This window comes from Methyloceanibacter marginalis, assembly GCF_001723295.1.
GTDB classification, from domain to species: Bacteria; Pseudomonadota; Alphaproteobacteria; order Rhizobiales; family Methyloligellaceae; genus Methyloceanibacter; species Methyloceanibacter marginalis.
The window spans coordinates 1-17,761 of record NZ_LPWD01000021.1; the positions used below are offsets into that span (position 1 = coordinate 1).

17 protein-coding genes are annotated in these 17,761 nt (G+C 61.0%); 10 read left to right on the forward strand and 7 right to left on the reverse strand.

Annotated elements, in window-relative coordinates:
• The first annotated feature begins 123 nt into the window (after nucleotides 1–123).
• A complete protein-coding gene (locus AUC71_RS00800) occupies nucleotides 124–672 on the forward strand; it encodes a hydrolase (protein ID WP_069622725.1) in 549 nt (182 codons plus the stop codon).
• Here the strand turns inward: AUC71_RS00800 and AUC71_RS00805 are convergent.
• The gene (locus AUC71_RS00805) at nucleotides 669–1,379 is read right to left on the reverse strand and encodes a type 1 glutamine amidotransferase (RefSeq protein WP_069622726.1); all 711 of its coding nucleotides are present in this window, start codon (nucleotides 1,377–1,379) and stop codon (nucleotides 669–671) included. The genes AUC71_RS00800 and AUC71_RS00805 overlap by 4 nt on opposite strands.
• Nucleotides 1,380–1,717: 338 nt before the next feature.
• On the opposite strand from AUC71_RS00805, the gene AUC71_RS00810 reads away from it, so the two are divergent.
• Nucleotides 1,718–2,611, forward strand: a complete 894-nt coding sequence (locus AUC71_RS00810; protein ID WP_244500741.1) for a bifunctional 5,10-methylenetetrahydrofolate dehydrogenase/5,10-methenyltetrahydrofolate cyclohydrolase — start codon at nucleotides 1,718–1,720, stop codon at nucleotides 2,609–2,611.
• A gap of 114 nt (nucleotides 2,612–2,725) precedes the next feature.
• On the opposite strand, the gene AUC71_RS00815 is transcribed toward AUC71_RS00810, so the two are convergent.
• The 3 genes from AUC71_RS00815 to AUC71_RS00825 all read right to left on the reverse strand — a co-directional run bounded on the left by AUC71_RS00815 (nucleotide 2,726) and on the right by AUC71_RS00825 (nucleotide 6,407).
• On the reverse strand, nucleotides 2,726–3,493 hold the full coding sequence (locus AUC71_RS00815) for a TorF family putative porin (RefSeq protein ID WP_083237951.1): 768 nt from the start codon (nucleotides 3,491–3,493) through the stop codon (nucleotides 2,726–2,728).
• Nucleotides 3,494–4,106: 613 nt separating this feature from the next.
• Nucleotides 4,107–5,327, reverse strand: a complete 1,221-nt coding sequence (locus AUC71_RS00820) for an agmatinase family protein (RefSeq protein ID WP_083237952.1) — start codon at nucleotides 5,325–5,327, stop codon at nucleotides 4,107–4,109.
• A gap of 153 nt (nucleotides 5,328–5,480) precedes the next feature.
• Nucleotides 5,481–6,407 carry a LysR family transcriptional regulator gene (locus AUC71_RS00825; protein ID WP_083237953.1) on the reverse strand — a complete coding sequence of 309 codons (927 nt, stop codon included), beginning with the start codon at nucleotides 6,405–6,407 and terminating at the stop codon, nucleotides 5,481–5,483.
• 103 nt (nucleotides 6,408–6,510) lie between these two features.
• On the opposite strand from AUC71_RS00825, the gene AUC71_RS00830 reads away from it, so the two are divergent.
• Nucleotides 6,511–7,365 (forward strand): EamA family transporter, encoded by an 855-nt coding sequence (locus AUC71_RS00830; protein ID WP_069622729.1) that lies wholly within the window; start codon nucleotides 6,511–6,513, stop codon nucleotides 7,363–7,365.
• Nucleotides 7,366–7,369: 4 nt separating this feature from the next.
• On the opposite strand, the gene AUC71_RS00835 is transcribed toward AUC71_RS00830, so the two are convergent.
• The 3 genes from AUC71_RS00835 to AUC71_RS00845 are packed head-to-tail and all read right to left on the reverse strand — an operon-like array spanning nucleotide 7,370 to nucleotide 10,301.
• The gene (locus tag AUC71_RS00835) at nucleotides 7,370–7,999 is read right to left on the reverse strand and encodes a flavodoxin family protein (RefSeq protein WP_069622730.1); all 630 of its coding nucleotides are present in this window, start codon (nucleotides 7,997–7,999) and stop codon (nucleotides 7,370–7,372) included.
• The gene (locus AUC71_RS00840) at nucleotides 7,902–8,987 is read right to left on the reverse strand and encodes an alpha/beta fold hydrolase (protein ID WP_069622731.1); all 1,086 of its coding nucleotides are present in this window, start codon (nucleotides 8,985–8,987) and stop codon (nucleotides 7,902–7,904) included. Before AUC71_RS00840 ends, AUC71_RS00835 begins: the two co-directional genes overlap by 98 nt.
• A gap of 15 nt (nucleotides 8,988–9,002) precedes the next feature.
• On the reverse strand, nucleotides 9,003–10,301 hold the full coding sequence (locus tag AUC71_RS00845; RefSeq protein ID WP_069622732.1) for a YlbE family protein: 1,299 nt from the start codon (nucleotides 10,299–10,301) through the stop codon (nucleotides 9,003–9,005).
• Nucleotides 10,302–10,517: 216 nt separating this feature from the next.
• Here AUC71_RS00845 and AUC71_RS00850 point away from each other — a divergent pair, with 216 nt between their 5' ends.
• From AUC71_RS00850 to AUC71_RS18345, 7 genes are all read left to right on the forward strand, one after another.
• Nucleotides 10,518–11,228, forward strand: coding sequence for a TetR/AcrR family transcriptional regulator (locus tag AUC71_RS00850; RefSeq protein WP_069622733.1), 711 nt, complete (start codon nucleotides 10,518–10,520; stop codon nucleotides 11,226–11,228).
• A 281-nt stretch (nucleotides 11,229–11,509) separates the two neighbouring features.
• Nucleotides 11,510–12,961, forward strand: coding sequence for a type III glutamate--ammonia ligase (gene glnT / locus AUC71_RS00855; protein ID WP_204376596.1), 1,452 nt, complete (start codon nucleotides 11,510–11,512; stop codon nucleotides 12,959–12,961).
• Nucleotides 12,962–12,978: 17 nt separating this feature from the next.
• Nucleotides 12,979–13,962, forward strand: a complete 984-nt coding sequence (locus AUC71_RS00860; RefSeq protein ID WP_069622734.1) for a metallophosphoesterase family protein — start codon at nucleotides 12,979–12,981, stop codon at nucleotides 13,960–13,962.
• 154 nt (nucleotides 13,963–14,116) lie between these two features.
• A complete protein-coding gene (locus AUC71_RS00865; protein WP_204376597.1) occupies nucleotides 14,117–15,628 on the forward strand; it encodes an amino acid permease in 1,512 nt (503 codons plus the stop codon).
• A 164-nt stretch (nucleotides 15,629–15,792) separates the two neighbouring features.
• Entirely contained in the window at nucleotides 15,793–16,584 is a 792-nt protein-coding gene (locus AUC71_RS00870) for a hypothetical protein (RefSeq protein WP_069622736.1), read from the forward strand.
• Nucleotides 16,585–16,710: 126 nt separating this feature from the next.
• The gene (locus AUC71_RS00875; RefSeq protein WP_204376598.1) at nucleotides 16,711–17,394 is read left to right on the forward strand and encodes an alpha/beta fold hydrolase; all 684 of its coding nucleotides are present in this window, start codon (nucleotides 16,711–16,713) and stop codon (nucleotides 17,392–17,394) included.
• A 168-nt stretch (nucleotides 17,395–17,562) separates the two neighbouring features.
• On the forward strand, nucleotides 17,563–17,761 hold a 199-nt coding region (locus AUC71_RS18345; RefSeq protein ID WP_193426998.1), incomplete at its 3' end, for a glutaminase.

Sequence of the window (17,761 nt, forward strand, 5' to 3'; positions counted from 1 at the left end):
GACGCGCATCTTGGCGTGCGACGGCCACGCGCTTCGCACCGCCGTGCTTGCCGTTTGGGCGTGCGCCCGCGAGCAAATGACGGCGAAGCGCCCCGGCGTTCGCCGCAAATAGAAGTGAGGGACATGCTGATCGACCGCGACAAGTCCCTTCTCCTGCTCGTGGATATGCAGGAGCGGCTGCTTCCGGCTGTCGTCGACGGCGAGAGAACGTTGCGGAAAGCCGGTCTTCTAGCCGCAGCGGCCGACCGCATGAACATCCCCGTCCTCGTCTCGGAGCATTACCCGAAGGGGATCGGGCCGACGAGCGAGGGGCTTTCCTGCAAAGTTTCAGCGAACAGCTTCATGCAGAAGATCCATTTTTCCTGTTTCGCCGAGGACGAATGCCGCCGCCGTATCGTGGCAGCCGCGCGCGAGCAGGTTGTTGTTGGGGGCACGGAGACGCATGTCTGCGTCCAGCAGACCGCCCTCGACCTCAAGCAGGCCGGCTATGACGTGTTCGTCGCCGCCGATGCGACATCCAGCCGTCATGAGACGGATAAGACCCTCGCGGTCGCGCGCATGCGGGCGGCGGGCATTGTCATCGTCAGCGCCGAAATGGTGGTGTTCGAGTGGATGCGCCGCGCCGATACGCCGTTGTTCCGCGAGCTGCTGGCGCTGATCAAAGAGGCTTAAGCCGGTGCCGCAGCCAGGTCCAACCAGCGATCGAGCACGGTGCGGCAGTGACGCTCGAAGTCGGGGAGAAACGTCCGGCCGTCCTCGATCACCGTCTCGATATTCACCCCACCGGCGACGAGGTAGTCAGCGTTGTTGCGGCACATCAGTTCGAGCAGCGTCTCGTCGACCTCTGCGTGATACTGGAAGCCGTAGGCGTTTTCGCCGAGACGGAACAGCTGGATCGGCGTCAGCGCCGACGATGCGAGCTTGATGCCGCCGGGGACATCGCGAATGCGGTCTCCATGGAAGTGGCAGGAGACGAGCGTTTCCGGATGGCCGTGCAACAGCGGGTCCTCAATCGCCGCCTTGCAGAGTCTGAGATCGTACCAGCCGACTTCCTTGCGTTCCCCGGGCTCGACCTCGCCGCCGGCGGCACAGGCGAGAAGTTGCGCGCCCAAACAAAGGCCAAGGATCGGTTTGCCCGCATTCAGGAAGTCCCGGCATAGGGCAATCTCGTCGCGCAGATAGGGATATTCCTCGGTTTGGTAGGCGCTTTGCGGACCGCCAAGAACGACGAGTGCGCTGAAGTCATCGCTGTTCAGGCAGTCGTACTGAGCCTCCCAGCCAAGCAAGGTATGCTGCTTGAAGCCGCGCTCGATCATCTGCGTAGACAGGCGTCCCGCACCTTCAACGGAGTCGTTTTGCAGAACGAGGATCGGCTTCATGGCTCGAAGCTAGTCATGAGGGATCAAGCGCAAAAGGCTGAATTTTCTGATCCGCAACATTGGAGGCATCAATGTTCGCTCGGCCTCGCTAAATCTCGCCCGTGGCGCAAAAAGGCAAAAAAGCGTCGCTGAACGCGAATTCATCTCAGAAAACCCCGGCAAAATGGGCATACGCAACATGTCAAGAGCCGCACGTCGCTGAACCCTCCTCTTCCGCGGACGCTCTTGATCAAAGGCGGTCATGTCATTTCGGCGTGGCCGCCTCATCTTTCCGAGCGGGGACGGGCGGGCCGACTGGCGCTTGAGCGTACCGCCGCGAAGCAGGGGTCGACTTCCGAATGGTAGCCAAGATCATCGACGGCAAGGCGGTTGCCGCCGCCGAACGCGAAGACTGCAAGCGGCGTGTGGCCCGGTTGAGACAGGCAGGCGGACGATCGCCCGGCCTTGCCGTCATCATGGTCGGCGACAACGCGGCGTCGGCGGTCTATGTGCGCAACAAGATCAGGGCCTGCCAGGATGTCGGCATCTGGTCGGAACAGTTGTTTTATCCGGCGACGGTCACGCAGTCGGAAATCTGCGACAAGATTCGAGAGTGCGGCAGGGATCCGAGCATTGACGGCATTCTCGTGCAATTGCCGCTGCCGCCGAGCTTCGACTTGGAGGAGGTACTGGGGGCTATCGACGCCGAAAAGGATGTCGATGGATTCCATCTCTACAATGTCGGCGGTCTCGTCATCGGCAATACCGTCTTTCCCCCTTGCACGCCATACGGTGTGATGCGGTTGCTCGAGCACGAGGGCATCGAGGTCAGCGGGCGCAATGCGGTCGTCGTTGGGGCCAGCAACATTGTCGGTAAGCCGATGGCCCTGATGCTGATGCAACGCGAAGCGACGGTCTCGGTCTGTCATGCGAAGACGCGCGATCTCGGGGAGTTTACAAGGTTGGCCGATCTTCTCGTCGTGGCGGCGGGGCACCCCAGCCTGATCTCGGCGTCGATGGTCAAGCCCGGCGCGTGGTCGATGTGGGCATCAACCGGCTGCCCGATGGCCCGGCTCGTGGGTGACTGCGACTTCGAGGGCGTGCGGGCCCAAGCATCGTATCTTACGCCGGTACCGGGCGGGGTCGGTCCGATGACCGTGACCATGCTGCTGGTGAACACCATCAAGTCCGCCGAGCGAGCGCTCGGTCTGGTGCCTGGCGCCAAAGCGGCCGAGCCGATGCCGGCGCTCTGACAAGCGACGCGCGTTCGGGCCCATTCTTCGCAGACAAATAAAACGGGGCGCCGCAGCGGCGCCCCCTAAAGGTGTTGGACAGGCTCTTATATTTTGGAGCTGGACAGGCTCTTATCAGAATGACGCCGAGATCGTGCCGACCACGCGTGAATCGCAGTTGTTCGCAGACCCGATGAAGCCTGCGCACCCTGCGTCGCTCAGATCCGTATCCCAGTACCGGATGTCGGCGGCGAAGTTGTCCATGAAGCCGAGCGTGAGACCGGCGTTCCAGTAGGTGAAGTCGACGACCTCGGTCCATTGCCGCCCGACTAGGCCGCTGACGCTGGGTGTGAAGAAGTTGAACAGCTTGCCGCCGAAGGCATACTCCGCGGAGAATTCCAGCGCGTCGCCGTCACCGATCTCGCCGGAGTAATCGGGCGTCCAGTAATTGGCCACGCCCACGGTGAACGCCTCGCCGAAGGTGTAGGACGCGCCGGTCTTCAACTCGAAGTAGTCGAAATTGCCCGCCGGATCGTAGGCGCCGGGATAGGTGTAGTAGAGGCCGGCAATATCGAAGCTGATGCCTTGCCACTCCGGCGCAATGCCGGCGTAATAGTCGATCTCGACGGTGGCGATGTCCTGGCCGAAGGGTCCTCCGCCGAAGTCGACATTGGATCCCCAAATTCCGGCGTAGAAGATGCCGTAGCCCGCGTCCAAGGACGCCTGCACGGCCGGATTGTTGTTCGTCTGCGACACGCCGCGGAACACATAGTTCGTGGTGAATGCCGTGGTCCCGCCGAGCGTAAACTCTTCGGATTGAGCCGGGATGCTCATCCCAGCCGTGAGGATCGCGCTCGCGATGCAGAGCTTGACGGTCCCCATGTTCCTATTGCGCCGAGTCATTGTCGTCTCCCCCGTTTTCCCCTGTCATGCGGTTGCTCTCTCGCGCCGATGGCGCTGCGACCACTGTGCTGGCCAGAATAATCGGAAGATGGAGACAAGCAATGTAATAAGATAAATTCTACGGATTCTTCTACGAGGCGTGACTATTTTGCCATAATTAAAATACGATATTCGCAAGTCAAACACTATTGCTTGAATTAATCTTAGAGAACTCTTGCGAATTAATGGGCGATGGACTTCGAATTGCGCGGGCGTAACCCGGCCGCGGGATCGCCGGCTTGTCCGTAGAGGTGCCCAAAGATACCTGATCTTGTCGGTTCTTCCGGTCGCGATTAGCGATTAGGTGCCTTGTGTCTAGTCAAAGGCCAGTTGCTCCCGATCGGACTATAAGTAGATTAGGCAGTTATACTTGACTATAATTGAGAGAGTGATCCTTAGACCCATCGTAGGTGACTCTAATGATCCTTCACGGGCACGTTCAGCCCATCAAATCAGCCCAGGCCGGACCACGGTCGGCCGAGTGGGCCGAAGCCCGCGCCGCAATTCGCACCCACCGATTCCGTAATTCGTACTCTCGCGAGGCTTTACCGCGACAACGCCGGTTCGGCGGCGATCAAGCCTTGGCTTTGTTGCGATGACCGAGATGCCCGGTGGCGATTAGGGTCCCGACGACGTCGAGCATGACGCGGCAGGCAAGCTGCGCGGTGTTGTCGTTGACGTCATAGGGCGGCGAGACCTCGACAACCTCCATGCCGCACAGGCCTTCGGCGGCGATGGTATGGATCATCTCCAAGGCCTCGCGCGGCAGGAGGCCGCCCGGCTCCGGCGAGCCCGTGCCCGGTGCGAACCCAGGGTCGATCGAGTCGATGTCGAAGGAAAGGTAGACCGCCTTGCAGCCCTCCCAAGCCATCTCGAGCGCGATCTCGGCGGCCTTTCGCGGACCGTGCGTATCGATGTCCTGCATCGTAAGCACGCTCGTGCCACGCCGCTTGGCGATGGCGGTGCCGGGACGGTTGCCGTACCAGCCGCCGATGCCGATCTGCACCAGATTCTTCGGATGGCAGTTGGGCAACCCCACATCATGCATGTGACTGTGATCGCGGTGCGAGGTGATCGAGCCCTCGTGTGTGGTCCAGAACCAGGGCGTCGTGTGCATGCGCTCATCCATATCCTTGTCTTGAATATCGATATGGCGATCGATGTGGATGATGCCGACATTGCCGTCGATGTGGGGCGCGATGCCCCGGACATTGGGAAAGCCGAGGCTATGGTCGCCGCCGCAAATGATCGGGAACACGCCCGACGTATAAATGTGAGAGATCGCCTTGGTGACTTGGTCGAAGGTCTTCTCGATATTCCCCGGAATGACGAAGATGTCTCCGGCGTCGCAAAGGTCGAGTTCCTCGTAGATGTCGACGCCGCCGTCGAACCAGTAGCCGTCATAAAGCGCGGAGATCCGGCGCACCGCTTGGGGGCCGAACCGCGTGCCCGGCCGGTACGTTGTCGCCGAGTCGAATGGAGCGCCGACAAATGCCGCCTCGTAGTCGCCAATCCTGCGCATGTCCTCGCAATAGGCGCTCATGAAGGTGTTGATGCCGGCGAAAGCGGGCTGATGCGCGCGGCTGAACAGCGAGATGTTGCGGTCGACCACGGAATCGGAGGCTTCTAGGCCGAGCTCCAGGGAGCGGCGGACGTCTTCCTCCTGCTTCGACTGCGAAATCCCTGTCAGCCTCTCCAGGCTCTTGGCGCCGTGGGTGTCCTGGCGCCTGACCCCGTGATGCCCATGGCGATGCGCGTGACCCTTGTCGGCTCCGCTCGTCTTCTTTCCGGCCATAACTCTTGTCCTCGCGTGTTGCTTTTCGAAAAGGTAGTGACCGCGCTACGGCCGAAACAGCCCAATTCTCTCAATCGGATGCATTAAGACGACCAATGGTGCAGCGCACGTTTCGACTGAAAATTCCATGACCCAATAATGGTGAAACGCGCTTCACTTCGCGGCGCGGGGAAATCCGATTTCGGTGAGGAGAAGCTGACGCGCCAGCTTTTGAGGCGCGCGCGGGTTCGTGATGACAAAGATGGGCATGGCCGGCTGTTCGCCTTCTTTCAAAAGAGGCCAAAGACGTCCCGCCGCAACTTCTGGCGCCGCGAACGCTTCGGGGAGAAAGCACACGCCGATGCCCAGCATCGTCAGCCGCTTCGCCTCGTCGAGATGTTCCGAAAGGCCGGCCACCTGGACCCCCAAGCCATGTTGAGTGCGGTAGGCCGTCAGCAGGTCGGGCTCATCCGCGCCTGTGAGGACGAACGCTTGTCCCGACAAAGCCGCGGGGTCGTCGAACGTCTTGCCGTACAGGGGATGAGAGCGGCCGCAATAGGCGCCGTGCATTTCGTCGAACAGAAAGTCGTATTGAAGATCGGAGCGCAGGGTCTGGGCCGACGCGACGCCCACGTCGATCTCGTCGCGCAGAAGCGCTGCCGCCACCGAATCCCACGTCGTCACGTCGATCAGGATCTCCACTTTGGGGTGCTGATCGTGGAAGCGCGATATCGCCGCGTCGAAGCGCTCGCACACCAGGCTCGAAATGATCTGTATGGATATCTTGCCGCGCAGGTCCGCGGTGATGTTGCTGAGCCGCTTGGGCACGCTGCGGACCAGGGCGTTCAGGGAGCTGCACGTCTCCGCGACCAGCATGCCTTCGTCGGTCAGCTCGAAACCCCGCGGTCCGCGCCGGCACAGCTTTACGTCGAGCGCGTCCTCGAGCCGTTTAAGGGCGAGGCTGAGGGCGGGCTGCTTGCGCCGGAGCGCTCGGCCCGCACGGCTCACACCGCGCGCTTCCACGATCTCGTGGAAGGTCTTGAGCAGGTCCAATCGACATTGCGAGAAAAGTTGGACGACGAGCGAAGCATCACCCGACACCTCCCATTGTCACCTCGGCCATCGGACGAGGTTGGCGGTTAGCACATTGGATTGCTGAAAGCGTCACTGCACGGCGTGTCCGGCCGAGCGCAAGGCTTGCCGGATGATTTCGGCTCTCCTTGGATTGGCGAGCGCCTTGGGGCTCGGCGTCGCGGATTTCATGGCCCGGTTCAGCGCCCGCAGTCTGGGCGCCCCGCTGACCTATGGCGGCGTGCTTCTGGTCGGCGCCGTGGCGACCACGGTTTGGGTGATTGCCACGGATCCCCCATTGGTGTGGTCGCCGTTCGGATGCGCCATGGCGGTCGCCCACGGGCTCGCGGTCGCCACGATGTGCATGCTTCTTTATATGGGCCTCGCGCGCGGTCCGATCGCCGTCGTCGCGCCGATCGTCGCGGCTCACCCGGCCCTTGTGCTTGCGGTCAACGTTGCCATGGGCGTGCGGCCGAGCCTGCTTCAGTGGGCCGCCATGGCTACGGTGATTGCCGGCGGCATCCTCATCGCGCGCAACGCCGTCTCCAATGAGGATACGGTCAAGGCACAAGCTGACCGGACCACGCTCCTCATCGCGCTCGGCGCGTGCTTCTCCTACGTGGCCCTTGTCCTTACCGCCCAAAGCGCCGCCCCCATGATCGGCGAGGTACAGACCGTGTGGATCGGCCGATGGGCGGGGCTTGCGTTCATCGTGCTGATCCTGCTCGTGCAGCGCGTGCCGATACGCATTCCGTCGCGCTGGGTGCCTTATGTGGGTTTGCAAGGCAGCCTCGATACGTTGGGGTACTTCGCGTTCCTGGCAGGTTCCGCCACGGCGGCGCCGCACATCACCATGGTTGTTGCCTCCACGTTCGGTGTCGTCACGGTCATCCTCGCCCGCCTGATCCTGCACGAGCCGGTCAGCTGGCTGCAGTGGGGATCCATTGGCCTCATTGCTGTGGGCACCGCGGTTCTGAGCATGGCGTGAGCCGTTAGCCCCAGACCCGCCCGGGCCTCTCCGTATCGATCTGGTAGTCGGTTGCATGTCTGGTGAAGAACTCACGTCCGAAGCGGCGCGCCGCTTTGAGCGGGTCGTTTGGATCCCGCGCCACGTCGCCCCGCGCATTGCCGTAGCCGTGCACCACGCCGACGAAAGTCGAGCGCGTGTAGCGGCAATATTCCTGGAACTGACAGATCACCGCGCCGGAGACCATGGGAAAGGTCTCTTCGGAGCTGACGAGCAGACCGACCCGCTTGCCGATCATGCCGTCGATCACCGGCGCGGAGTTTGGATATGACGCGGCGTAATAGCAGAACGTGCGGTCGAAAAACGCCTTGAGCTGCGCGGAGCTGCCGTACCAATAGATCGGCGTCGCGGCGATGAAGCCTTCGGCCGGCAGATAGCTCTCGAAGAACGCATCGCGAAAACCGTCCTCGATGGCGCATTCCCCGTCGGGCTTGCGGCACTGGCGACAGTCCCGCAAGAAGCCGGCGAGGACATCGTCGGCATGGACAAACTCCGCCTCATGTCCCGCTTCGGCGAGACCCTCGGCACAAGCCTTGGCAAGAAGCGCGGAGTTTCCGTTGCGGCGCGGGCTGGACGACAGCACGAGTGCTTTCATGCCTAAGCCTCAACAGTTCTGCTGCGGCCTCGTCGAGGGCTTTTTCGAATTCAGGCAATCGTCCGGGCGAGGCCACGCAGTGGCCCCAGGGCGAGTCGAACACCCGCAACTCGGCGTGCCGCATCGTCGCGACTTCCGCTGCGTTATCCTCCGGCACGAAATAGAGGTCGGTCCGGCACGGCATGACGATGGCGCGCGCGGTGATTGCTCGCAGGGCCTTGGGGAAGTCGCCGCCATAGATGTCGTTGCGGCTGATGTCGCCGTTCTGCCACGTCCAGATCTTGGCGATCAGATCGTTGGCGTCCCAGTGCAGGTGGTCTTCTTCCCAGTCTCGCACGAGGTCCTCGAGGGTCTCGAAGCCCAGCTCCCGGTAGAGCGCATCGGCGAAGAAGTCGTGGGAGTACGCCCATGAGGCGTAGACCCGGCCGAAAGCCCGGAGGCCCTTTTCAGGCGGGGCGGTGTAGTCGCCGCCGTTCCAGGCGCAATCGGCTTGCAGCGCGGCTTTGGGTCCGTCGAGAAAGGCGTGGTTCAAGGCGGAGCATCGTGCGGCGCCGCAGTAAGGGAGGATCGCGCCGACCATGTCGGGATACTGCGCCGCCCATTGGTAGGCTTGCATGGCGGCCATCGACCAGCCGAGCACCAGTGCGACACGGCGAACCGCGAGATGCTCGGTCAGCAGCCGGTGCTGGCAGGCGACGTTGTCGAACAGCGTGACGTTCGGGAAACGGGGGCCGTCCTGCGGAGGCGCCGTGTTGCTCGGCGAGGACGAATACCCATTGCCGAACAGGTTCACCGATACGATGAAGTGGCGCGCAGGGTCGATGGCGCGGCCGGCGCCAAACAGAGGCTCGTTGCGAAGATGGGTGCCGGTATAGAACGTCGGCAGAAGCACGACATTATCGGCCGCGCTGTTCAGCGTACCGTAAGTCGCATAGGCAAGCTTCGCATCGCGCAGCACCTCGCCGTTCTGGAGAAGACGTCGCCGCACTCAAAAGTCCTATGATCAGATCTCTGCAAACAACGCCCAGCCTGTGTCAGCATCACGCGTCATCACTATAGCGTCGCCGATAGGTTCCGCCGCTGCTTCGAAGCATTCGAGCGGCGGCCGCACGACGCCGGCCCCGATCTGGCCGCCGTCGCGGCCTGCGATGCCGATATCCAGGACCGGCAGCGTTCCGGTTTCAAGCACTTTGAAGATATCGATTCCGGTCGGGGACCCGCGGAAGCCGAGGGGCGGGATCAGATAGGTTGGGTGCTCTCCGACGGTAATTGCGTAAAGCTCGGTGTTGCGCTGGAGCATCGTTTCGTAGGAGCCGCCTTGATAGTCCTGAAGGGTTGGCGCGCAGGCTTGAGCGAAGCCGCCGAGACCGACCGTCTCGGCGATGGGGCTTTCGCCGCCCATCCAGCTGATCTCGTCCTCGGTATGCCCCTCGAAAAGCTTCGCTTCCACGTGCGCATGCGGACCTCGAAACCAGGTGTCGCCCAAGCCGCTGACCCGTATGGCGAAGCCGCGGCAATTGAACGCCATGGCGGTGAGCACGCTGGAGGCTTCGATATTCCGCGCGGCATCGGCGGTTGCCTTCGCGGCTGCCATGGAGAGCCGCAAGAAGAAGTAGTGATCCTCGGTCATGGCTTCGACGGCACGGGAGACGTGCCCGTCACCTGAAGCGGCAAGGGACAGGAAGCTCGGGACGAGCTCACGCATGAAGAGAAGCGAGGCGGCCGAATTCCGGGAGTGCAGCTCGTCACCCATACCGAGCGCCCGGCGGATGATCGGCTTTAGCGGAATCGGCCCATTGTCCCTCAGCGCATCGGCAATGACGGGCACGACCTCGTTCTGAACGAACAGGAGCCGCTCCCGCACGCCTTCGTCGTAGACCCCGTAGTTCAGGCGGCGAGGGTTCTTGCCCTCGTAGATATTGCAATAGGCGACACCGCCGGAGGCGCGGTTCTCGACGACGAAGACCGGCATCGATGCCGAGTAGATGCCGGCCAGCGAACCTATGCAGCCATAGTCGTGACAGGCGCCGACCTTGATCTCTCCCGCATCGAGCTTCGCGATCGCCTCGTCTCTGTCCTCGGCGAGATCCTCGAACAGCGCGCCGCCGATGATCCCTTCGCGCTGACCGCCGGTATAGTCCGGCCAGGGCGTGGGGGCTCCGGAGGTGAGAATCATATTGGCGGAAAAGCCCGGAACGACCTCGCCCGCCCGGCGAATATCGATGAGAACGGGCTCCGCCTCGGTCAATCGCTCGAAGGCCAGCTTATTTGCCTCCAGACGGTTGCTGAGGGCTCGCTGCATCCCCACCTCCCAAATTAATTAGTCAATTAATTAGCAAAAGATTGTTGCCTTAACTGGGCCGCTAATGCAAGTACGTGACAGCGATCCTCCTTTCGTTTTCCGTTCCTGGGTTGGTCGCTCGGCGTTACTGCGACGCGGACTTCCATGAAAATTGTCTTCGAGTTGGAAGGTGATCCGCGTGTATAGCGTTGACCGCCGCGGAGATCGGACGAGCGAATGTCGGTAAGCCTGCGGAGCAAGATGAAGCAACCAGCCAAGACCGTGCGTCGGGCGCGCAGTCCTGTTTTGAAGAAGGAAGCGCGAGGCCGTAACGGCGGTCATGGGAATGACCGCGTCGACAAGTTCCTAGCTGCTTCGCTTGATCTTTTCGCCGAGCGCAATTTCGCGTCGGTCACGATCAAGGACATCGCCAAAGCGCTGGGCGTCAACACAGCGCTCATCTACTATTATTTCGACAGCAAGACGGATCTCTTTAGAGCCACCATCGAGCACGCGGTTGGCAACGCGTTCGAAAATGTCCGTGCTCTCGATGACAAGAACGCGGATCCCGCGGCCATTCTCACAGCCTGGCTCGAGAACCACGTGAGCAAGTACGCGGAGATCCATCGCTTCGTAAAAATCGCTCTCGACTTTCGAGGTTCGCACGAAGGCAATCCGGAAATCGCAGAATCCATTGAGAGGTTCTACGATGAGGAGCGGAAGATGCTGTCGAAGATCATTCGCCAGGGCATCGATCGCGGGATCTTCAAGGCGGTCGATCCGCTCCGCATGGGCCAGTTCATATCCACCTATCTCGACGGCTGCATGGTGCGCTCGGTCATTCTCTCCGATTTCGATCTCGACATGGCCGTTCGCGATCTGCATGCCCGCGTGTGGGTGATGCTGGAATATTCCGGCAAGCAGCGCATGAAGAGCCGGCGGCGCTAAGCCCAAGACTCAATTCTTTTCGCAAGACATTCGCGCTCGGCTGTTTGGCCGGCATGCGCATCGTCGTGATGTGATCTGCGAGAATCGCACATGCGTCTTGCGGATATCAGATCGGGCATTCGAGAAAACTAATTGACTGTTTAATTAGATGTGATCACAGTGGCGAGATGTCGCGGTGACGGGAGCCGGCCATCTGCCGCCGGAGAAGCTCGGCCTGGAGTGCAAGAACACAGAGACCGGACGCCGAGCGCGTGAAGGTCCATAGGGAGGGGAGACTTGTAATGAACGAACTGAAGACCGGTGCGCAGATCGAGGCTTCTGCGAGCAACTCCCCGCCCCGCAGAGAAACCATGAACACCCTCATCGAGAAGGGTGTCGAATACGTCATGCCGTTCTACGTGGATGTGCACGGCATTCCCAAGACCAAGACGGTGCCGATCGATCATTTCGACCGCATGATGCGCGGATCGGAGCTGTTCACGGGCGCCGCGCTGGACGGCTTGGGGCAGGGGCCTCATGACGACGAACTGGCCGTGCTTCCCGACCCGGACCGGGTCATGCAACTGCCTTGGCGCCCGAACGTCGCCATCGTGCCCGGTCAGCTCATGTATCACGAGCAGGCCTACGAGATGTGCTCGCGTTCGGCGCTGGCAAAGCAGATCGATCGCGCCGCCAAGCTGGGGCTCAAGCTCAATCTCGGCATTGAATGCGAGACCTATATCGTCCGGCTGGATCCGTCGGCACCGAACGGCATCGCGCCGAACGATCCGCGCGACAACATTTCAAAGGCCGCCTACGACGTCTCGCTCACGCTCATCAACATGGAATTTCTGAACGATGTCGTGTCGTCGATGAATCAGCTCGGCTGGAAGGTGCATTCGTTCGATCACGAAGACGCCAACGGCCAGTTCGAGTTCGATTTTACCTATGCCGACGCCATGACGATGGCCGACCGCTTCGTGGTCTGGCGCCTGATGATGAAGGAGCTTGCCCGCAAGTATGGCTGGGAAGCGACCATGATGGCCAAGCCCTACGCGGACCGCACCGGCTCAGGCGCGCATTTCAACATGTCCTTGGCCGACGCGAAGACGGGAGAGAACATCTCGGGCGATGCGTCGGATACGCGCGGCTGCGGCCTTTCCAAGCGCGCCTATCAGTTCCTTGGCGGGCTGAAAAAGCATGCCGCCGCGATCGTCGCGGTGAGCTGCCCGACGGTCAATTCCTACAAGAGGCTGATTAAGACCGGATCGATGACCGGCTATACCTGGGCGCCGATCTTCATCTCTTATGGCGGCAACAACCGCACGCACATGTTCCGTGTGCCGATGCTGAGACCGCATATCGAGGGGCAGCAAAACTCCGCCGCGCACGAGAATCTGTCCAGCGCGCGCTGGGAATGTCGCGCCGTCGATCCGTGTACCAATCCATATCTGGCTGCGGCGATGTTCCTTGCCGCCGGTCTCGACGGTATCGAGCAGGATTTGGATCCGGGCGATCCGCAGCTGCTGAATATGTACGAGCTCAGCGATCAAGAGCTTGCCAGCCGGGGCATCAGCCAGTTGCCGCAAACCTTGCTGGACGCGATCACCGCCTTCGAGAAGGACGATCTCGGACGCCGGGTGATGGGGGATGCTCTGTTCAAATCCTATATCGATCTGAAGAAGGCCGAATGGTGGTCGTATCACCAATCGATCTCGCAGTGGGAAGTCGACCACTACCTCACGAAGTTCTGAGCGCGGGAGGATGCTGGGTGTTTTGGAAGAAGAAGAATAAGTCGGGCGATGGCCAGGTGAAGATCTTCTTCGCCTCCGACCTCCACGGCTCGAATGTCTGTTTCAAGAAATTCGTGAACAGCGCCAAGTTCTACGGCGCGGACGTCCTGGTTCTCGGCGGGGATCTGACCGGGAAAGCGGTCATTCCAATCGCCGAGCAGCAGGACGGTTCTTATCTTGCTTTTCAGCACGGCGAGTCGGTGCGCATAACCGGCCAGGGCGAACTCGACGACTTCGTCAAGCGCCAAGGAAATATGGGCTTCTATCCGGCCGTCATCTCCGAGGCCGAGTATCAGCGGCTGAAGTCGGATCCGACGGCGCAAGAGGAGCTCTTCAAGCGTCTCGTCCTGGAGCGCGTACACGAATGGGCCGCCTTCGCTGAAGAGAAGCTGAAGGGTACCGAGATCCCGTTCGTAGCCTTGCCCGGCAATGACGACTTCTGGGAGATCGACGAGATCCTCACCCAGGCGGCGCATGTCGATTTCAACGAGATGCGGGTCTGCGACTTCAAGGGCGGTTATCAGATGCTGTTCTGCGGGGGCTCGACGCCCACGCCGTGGGATACGGAGCGCGAATACTCCGAGGCGCAGTATGTCGAGCGGTTTGCCGAGCTGCTGCCGCAAGTTCGCGACATGAGCCGGTGCATCTTCAACGTTCACGTGCCTCCTCACGGGACCGCGCTCGATGCCTGCCCAAAACTCGATGACAATATGCAGGTCGTCTACGAGATGGGTCTGCCGGCTCAGATCCATGCCGGCTGCGAGACCCTGAACGACATCATCAAAGAGCATCAGCCGTTGCTTGGTCTTCACGGGCACATCCATGAGGGGCGCGCGAAGATCAATATCGGCGAGACGGTCTGCATCAATCCCGGCAGCGTCTATCCCGAAGGGATTTTGCAGGGCGCCATGATCATTTTGGAAGACGGCAAGATTGCCCAAACAAACCTGACGCAAGGATAAACCGAGCGCTTTACCGGGAAGAAACAATCAAAAACTGGAGGGAGCAATGTCAGTTACTGACGCTGGAGGCGACAAACGAATATTCCTCCGCAAAGCGTCCGGATTGATCCGGACGGCAAGCGGAACTGACACGTTTATCTACAATCTGGGCGTGGTGAGCATCGGCCTCGGCGTGGGCTCGATGCTTTATTATGGTCCGGCCTTCTACCCGCAAGGCGACCTGATTTGGGGTTGTGTTCTTGCGGGCTTTGCCATGGCGCTTATCGCCTTCGGCTTTATCACCTGGACGATCACGCTGCCGCGGTCCGGCGGCATCTACGTTTTCGGATCTCGTATCCTGCCGCCGGCATTGGCGCTGACGATGAGCCTTGTCGAGATCACGGCATGGCTCTTCTACTGCGCGATTGCCGCCTACTGGATCGTGACTTTGGCGTTGGCGCCGATGTTTGCGGCGTTGAACCTGCTGACGGGCAATGAAACCTTCCTCGCCATATCGGAGACCATGCTTGAGCCATGGGCGACCTTCCTGATCGGCGCGGCGATCCTGGTGCTTTCCCAGGTCATTCTTTCCTACGGGATGCGCTTCTACCTCACGATCAACAAATGGGTCTTCGTGCTTGCGATGGCCAGCTCGGCCTTCCTGCTCATCACGCTGGCGATGTACACCCGGGAAGATTTCGTCAGCCACTTGAATGCTTTGGTTGGCCCGGCGCTGAATGTCCCCGATGCCTACAACGCGATCATTGCCAGCGGCAAGGAGAACGGCTGGGGCGGCGGTGATCCCACCGTCTGGCAGACCATCCTGGTCTCGAACTGGCCGTTCCTGCCTTTGGTGGGCGCGGCGTTCTCGATCGCGATCGGCGGCGAGATCAAATCGGTCGGCAAGTCCCAGACCGTCGCCATGCTCGGCGCCGTGCTGATTGCCACCGTCGTTTGGATTGCTACGGTTTGGCTGGCCTACAAGGTGTTCGGCTTCGAGTTCCTCGGCACTGCCGTCTACAACGCGGTGCTCGGGACCGGGATCACGACACCGACCGACCCGTCGGTGGCCTTGTTGACGGGCATCCTCACTCAGTCGCCGCTGATCACCGTGCTGACATCGCTTGGCCTCGCACTGTGGATGTGGATGTGGATCCCGGCGATGCACACCTTCGGCGTTCGGGCGGTCGTGGCCTGGTCGTTTGACCGTGTCGCGCCGGCTCCGCTCGCCAAGATCTCGGAAACCTACCACACGCCGTTGGTTGCGATCACCGTGACCACGATCTTCAACTTGATCTGCATGGCCTTGTTCGTGTTCACGCCTTGGTTCTCCAAGATCGTGATCCTCATCGAGGCGGCCGTGCTGGCGTGGTCGGTGGTGCTGCTTGCGGGCGTGTTCTTCCCGTACAAGCGGCCCGAGCTCTACGAGAAGTCGCCGCTGGCGGGCAAGACCGTGTTCGGACTGCCGATCATGACGGTGGGCTGCTTCCTCGGCTTCCTCGCGGCGCAGTTCTACTTCTGGACCTTGTTCTTCGATCCGAACGCGGCGGGTCACGATCCGACCCAGGTCGCGATCGTCGTCGGCGTTTTCGTCATCGGCTTGGCGTTCTACTACGTCATGAAGATGATCAGGCGCTCCCAAGGCATCGACGTGACCTTGGCGTTCAAGGAGATCCCGATCGAATGATCGGGTACCGCAAGCCGGATGGGGCGGTCGGACTAACCCCCCTTCCACCCGTCCGGCCTGCGGCGTTCTTCGCTTTCCGCATTCGTGCGGCAATGACAGCTTTTTGAAAACGTTGGGCCGGAGGCTCGTATCTTCCATCCCGACCGAAGCCGCTGGAGGCGCGTGTGAACCAGATGCCAACCGATCCGGGTCTGAATTTGGAGTTTGTCGACGAGGCGCTTGCCCTGGTCAGCGATGCAGAAGCGGAGGGCATACGCCTGCGCATCCTCGGATCCATCGCCTACCGCCTGCAATGTCCCAACAATCTGCACCTCTTCGAGGACACCAAGCGGGTCCTGACCGACGTGGATTTTGGCGCGGAGAAGAAGCAGAACCAGGCGATCCGCAAGTTCCTGACCGCGCGCGGCTACGTGCCGGACGAGGGGGTCTACATGGCCTCGGAAGGTTCGCGCCACGTCTATCTGCACAAAGACACGAACCTGAATGTCGATGTGTTCGCGGACGAACTCTATTTCTGCCACCGGATTCCGTTCAAGAACCGACTCGAGCTCGACAGTCCGACGATCTGCACGACCGATCTGCTGCTTGAGAAGATGCAGATCGTCGAAATCAATCTCAAGGATTTCAAGGACACGATCGTGCTGATGCTCGAGCACCCGCTCTCGCATCAGCAGTCCGGGCCTAAATCGATCGATACGGATTATATCGTCGACATGATGCGCCGCGATTGGGGCTTCTATCACACCTTCACGACCAATCTTAAGCGCGTCCCCGCTCACCTGAGTGAATTTCCTTCCATGAAGAAGGAAGAGCATGAGGTTGTCCGCAGCCGCATCGACGAGCTCCTCAAGGTGCTGGACGAGACACCCAAGACTTTGGCGTGGAAAATGCGGGCGAAGATCGGCACGCGGCGCATCTGGTATCAGGAAGTGTCCGAGAAGTCGGCGCAGTACTGAGAGCCGGCGGCTCTGGATGGGAGACGACATGTCGAAGACTACGGCGCCTCTCTCGCATGAGGCGTTTCGCCAACGGCAGCACACGGCGGAGCTCGATGGGCTGAGCTACAAGCCGCTGAAGGTCGCTTGGACGGACGCGGCGAAGGAGATCCTGTCATTCTGCTGCACGGGATCCCGACGTGGTCGTTTCTCTACAATGAGGTGATTCCACGGGTTGCCGAGCACGCCAGGGTAATCGCTCCCGATTTTCTTGGGCACGGCTATTCCGACCGCCGGGACTTCTTCGACCGTTCGCTCTTGGCGCAGACCGGCATGATCATCCGTCTGATGGACCATCTCGGGATCGCCAAGGCGACCTTCGTCGGTCATGACACCGGCGGCGGCGTGTCGCTGATCATGGCGATCGAACATCCCGAACGCGTGTCGCGGCTGGTCCTGACCAACGTGGTGGCCTACGACTCCTGGCCGATCGACGACATGATCGCGCTCGGCAATCCGAATTGGCGCAGCAAGTCGCCCAAGGAGGTTGCCGACTTCGTGGCCTCCGGGCTGCCTGAGGGGCTGTTCAACCGGGACCGGCTGACGCCTGCGTTCGAGGCCGGCATCGTTGCACCCTACAGCGACGAAGAGGGCAAGATCTCCATCATCCGGAATGCCAGCGCCCTCAACACCAATCACACGACGATGCTTGCCGAGAGGCATGGCGAGATCACGGCGCCGACGCTTTGTCTGTGGGGCGTTCACGATCCCTGGCAAACCATCGAGGACGGCGTTAGGCTTTCGCAGGAGATTCCGAACGCCCGTCTATAAAGGTCGAAAACGCATCGCATTGGATTCCACACGACACGCCGGATGTGTTTTCGGACGAGATCATCCGGTTTATCGAATAGGCCCTGGTCAGGGCAAACGATCCTTTCGGATGCGCATGACGTGTTGAAGCCCTCGAACCAGCGACGCATTCAGACCCTGATCGACGCAATGTTGCGCGACGCGCGGCCGCGTCTGGGGGAGGGACGGCTTCCCGAATACATTCCGGAACTCGCCAAAGTCGATCCGAAGAAGCTCGGCATCGCGATTGCCACCGTTGACGGGGCGCTCCTATCGGCCGGCGACGCGGCAGAATCCTTCTCGATCCAAAGCATCTCGAAGGTTTTTACGCTGACCATGGCGCTCGGAA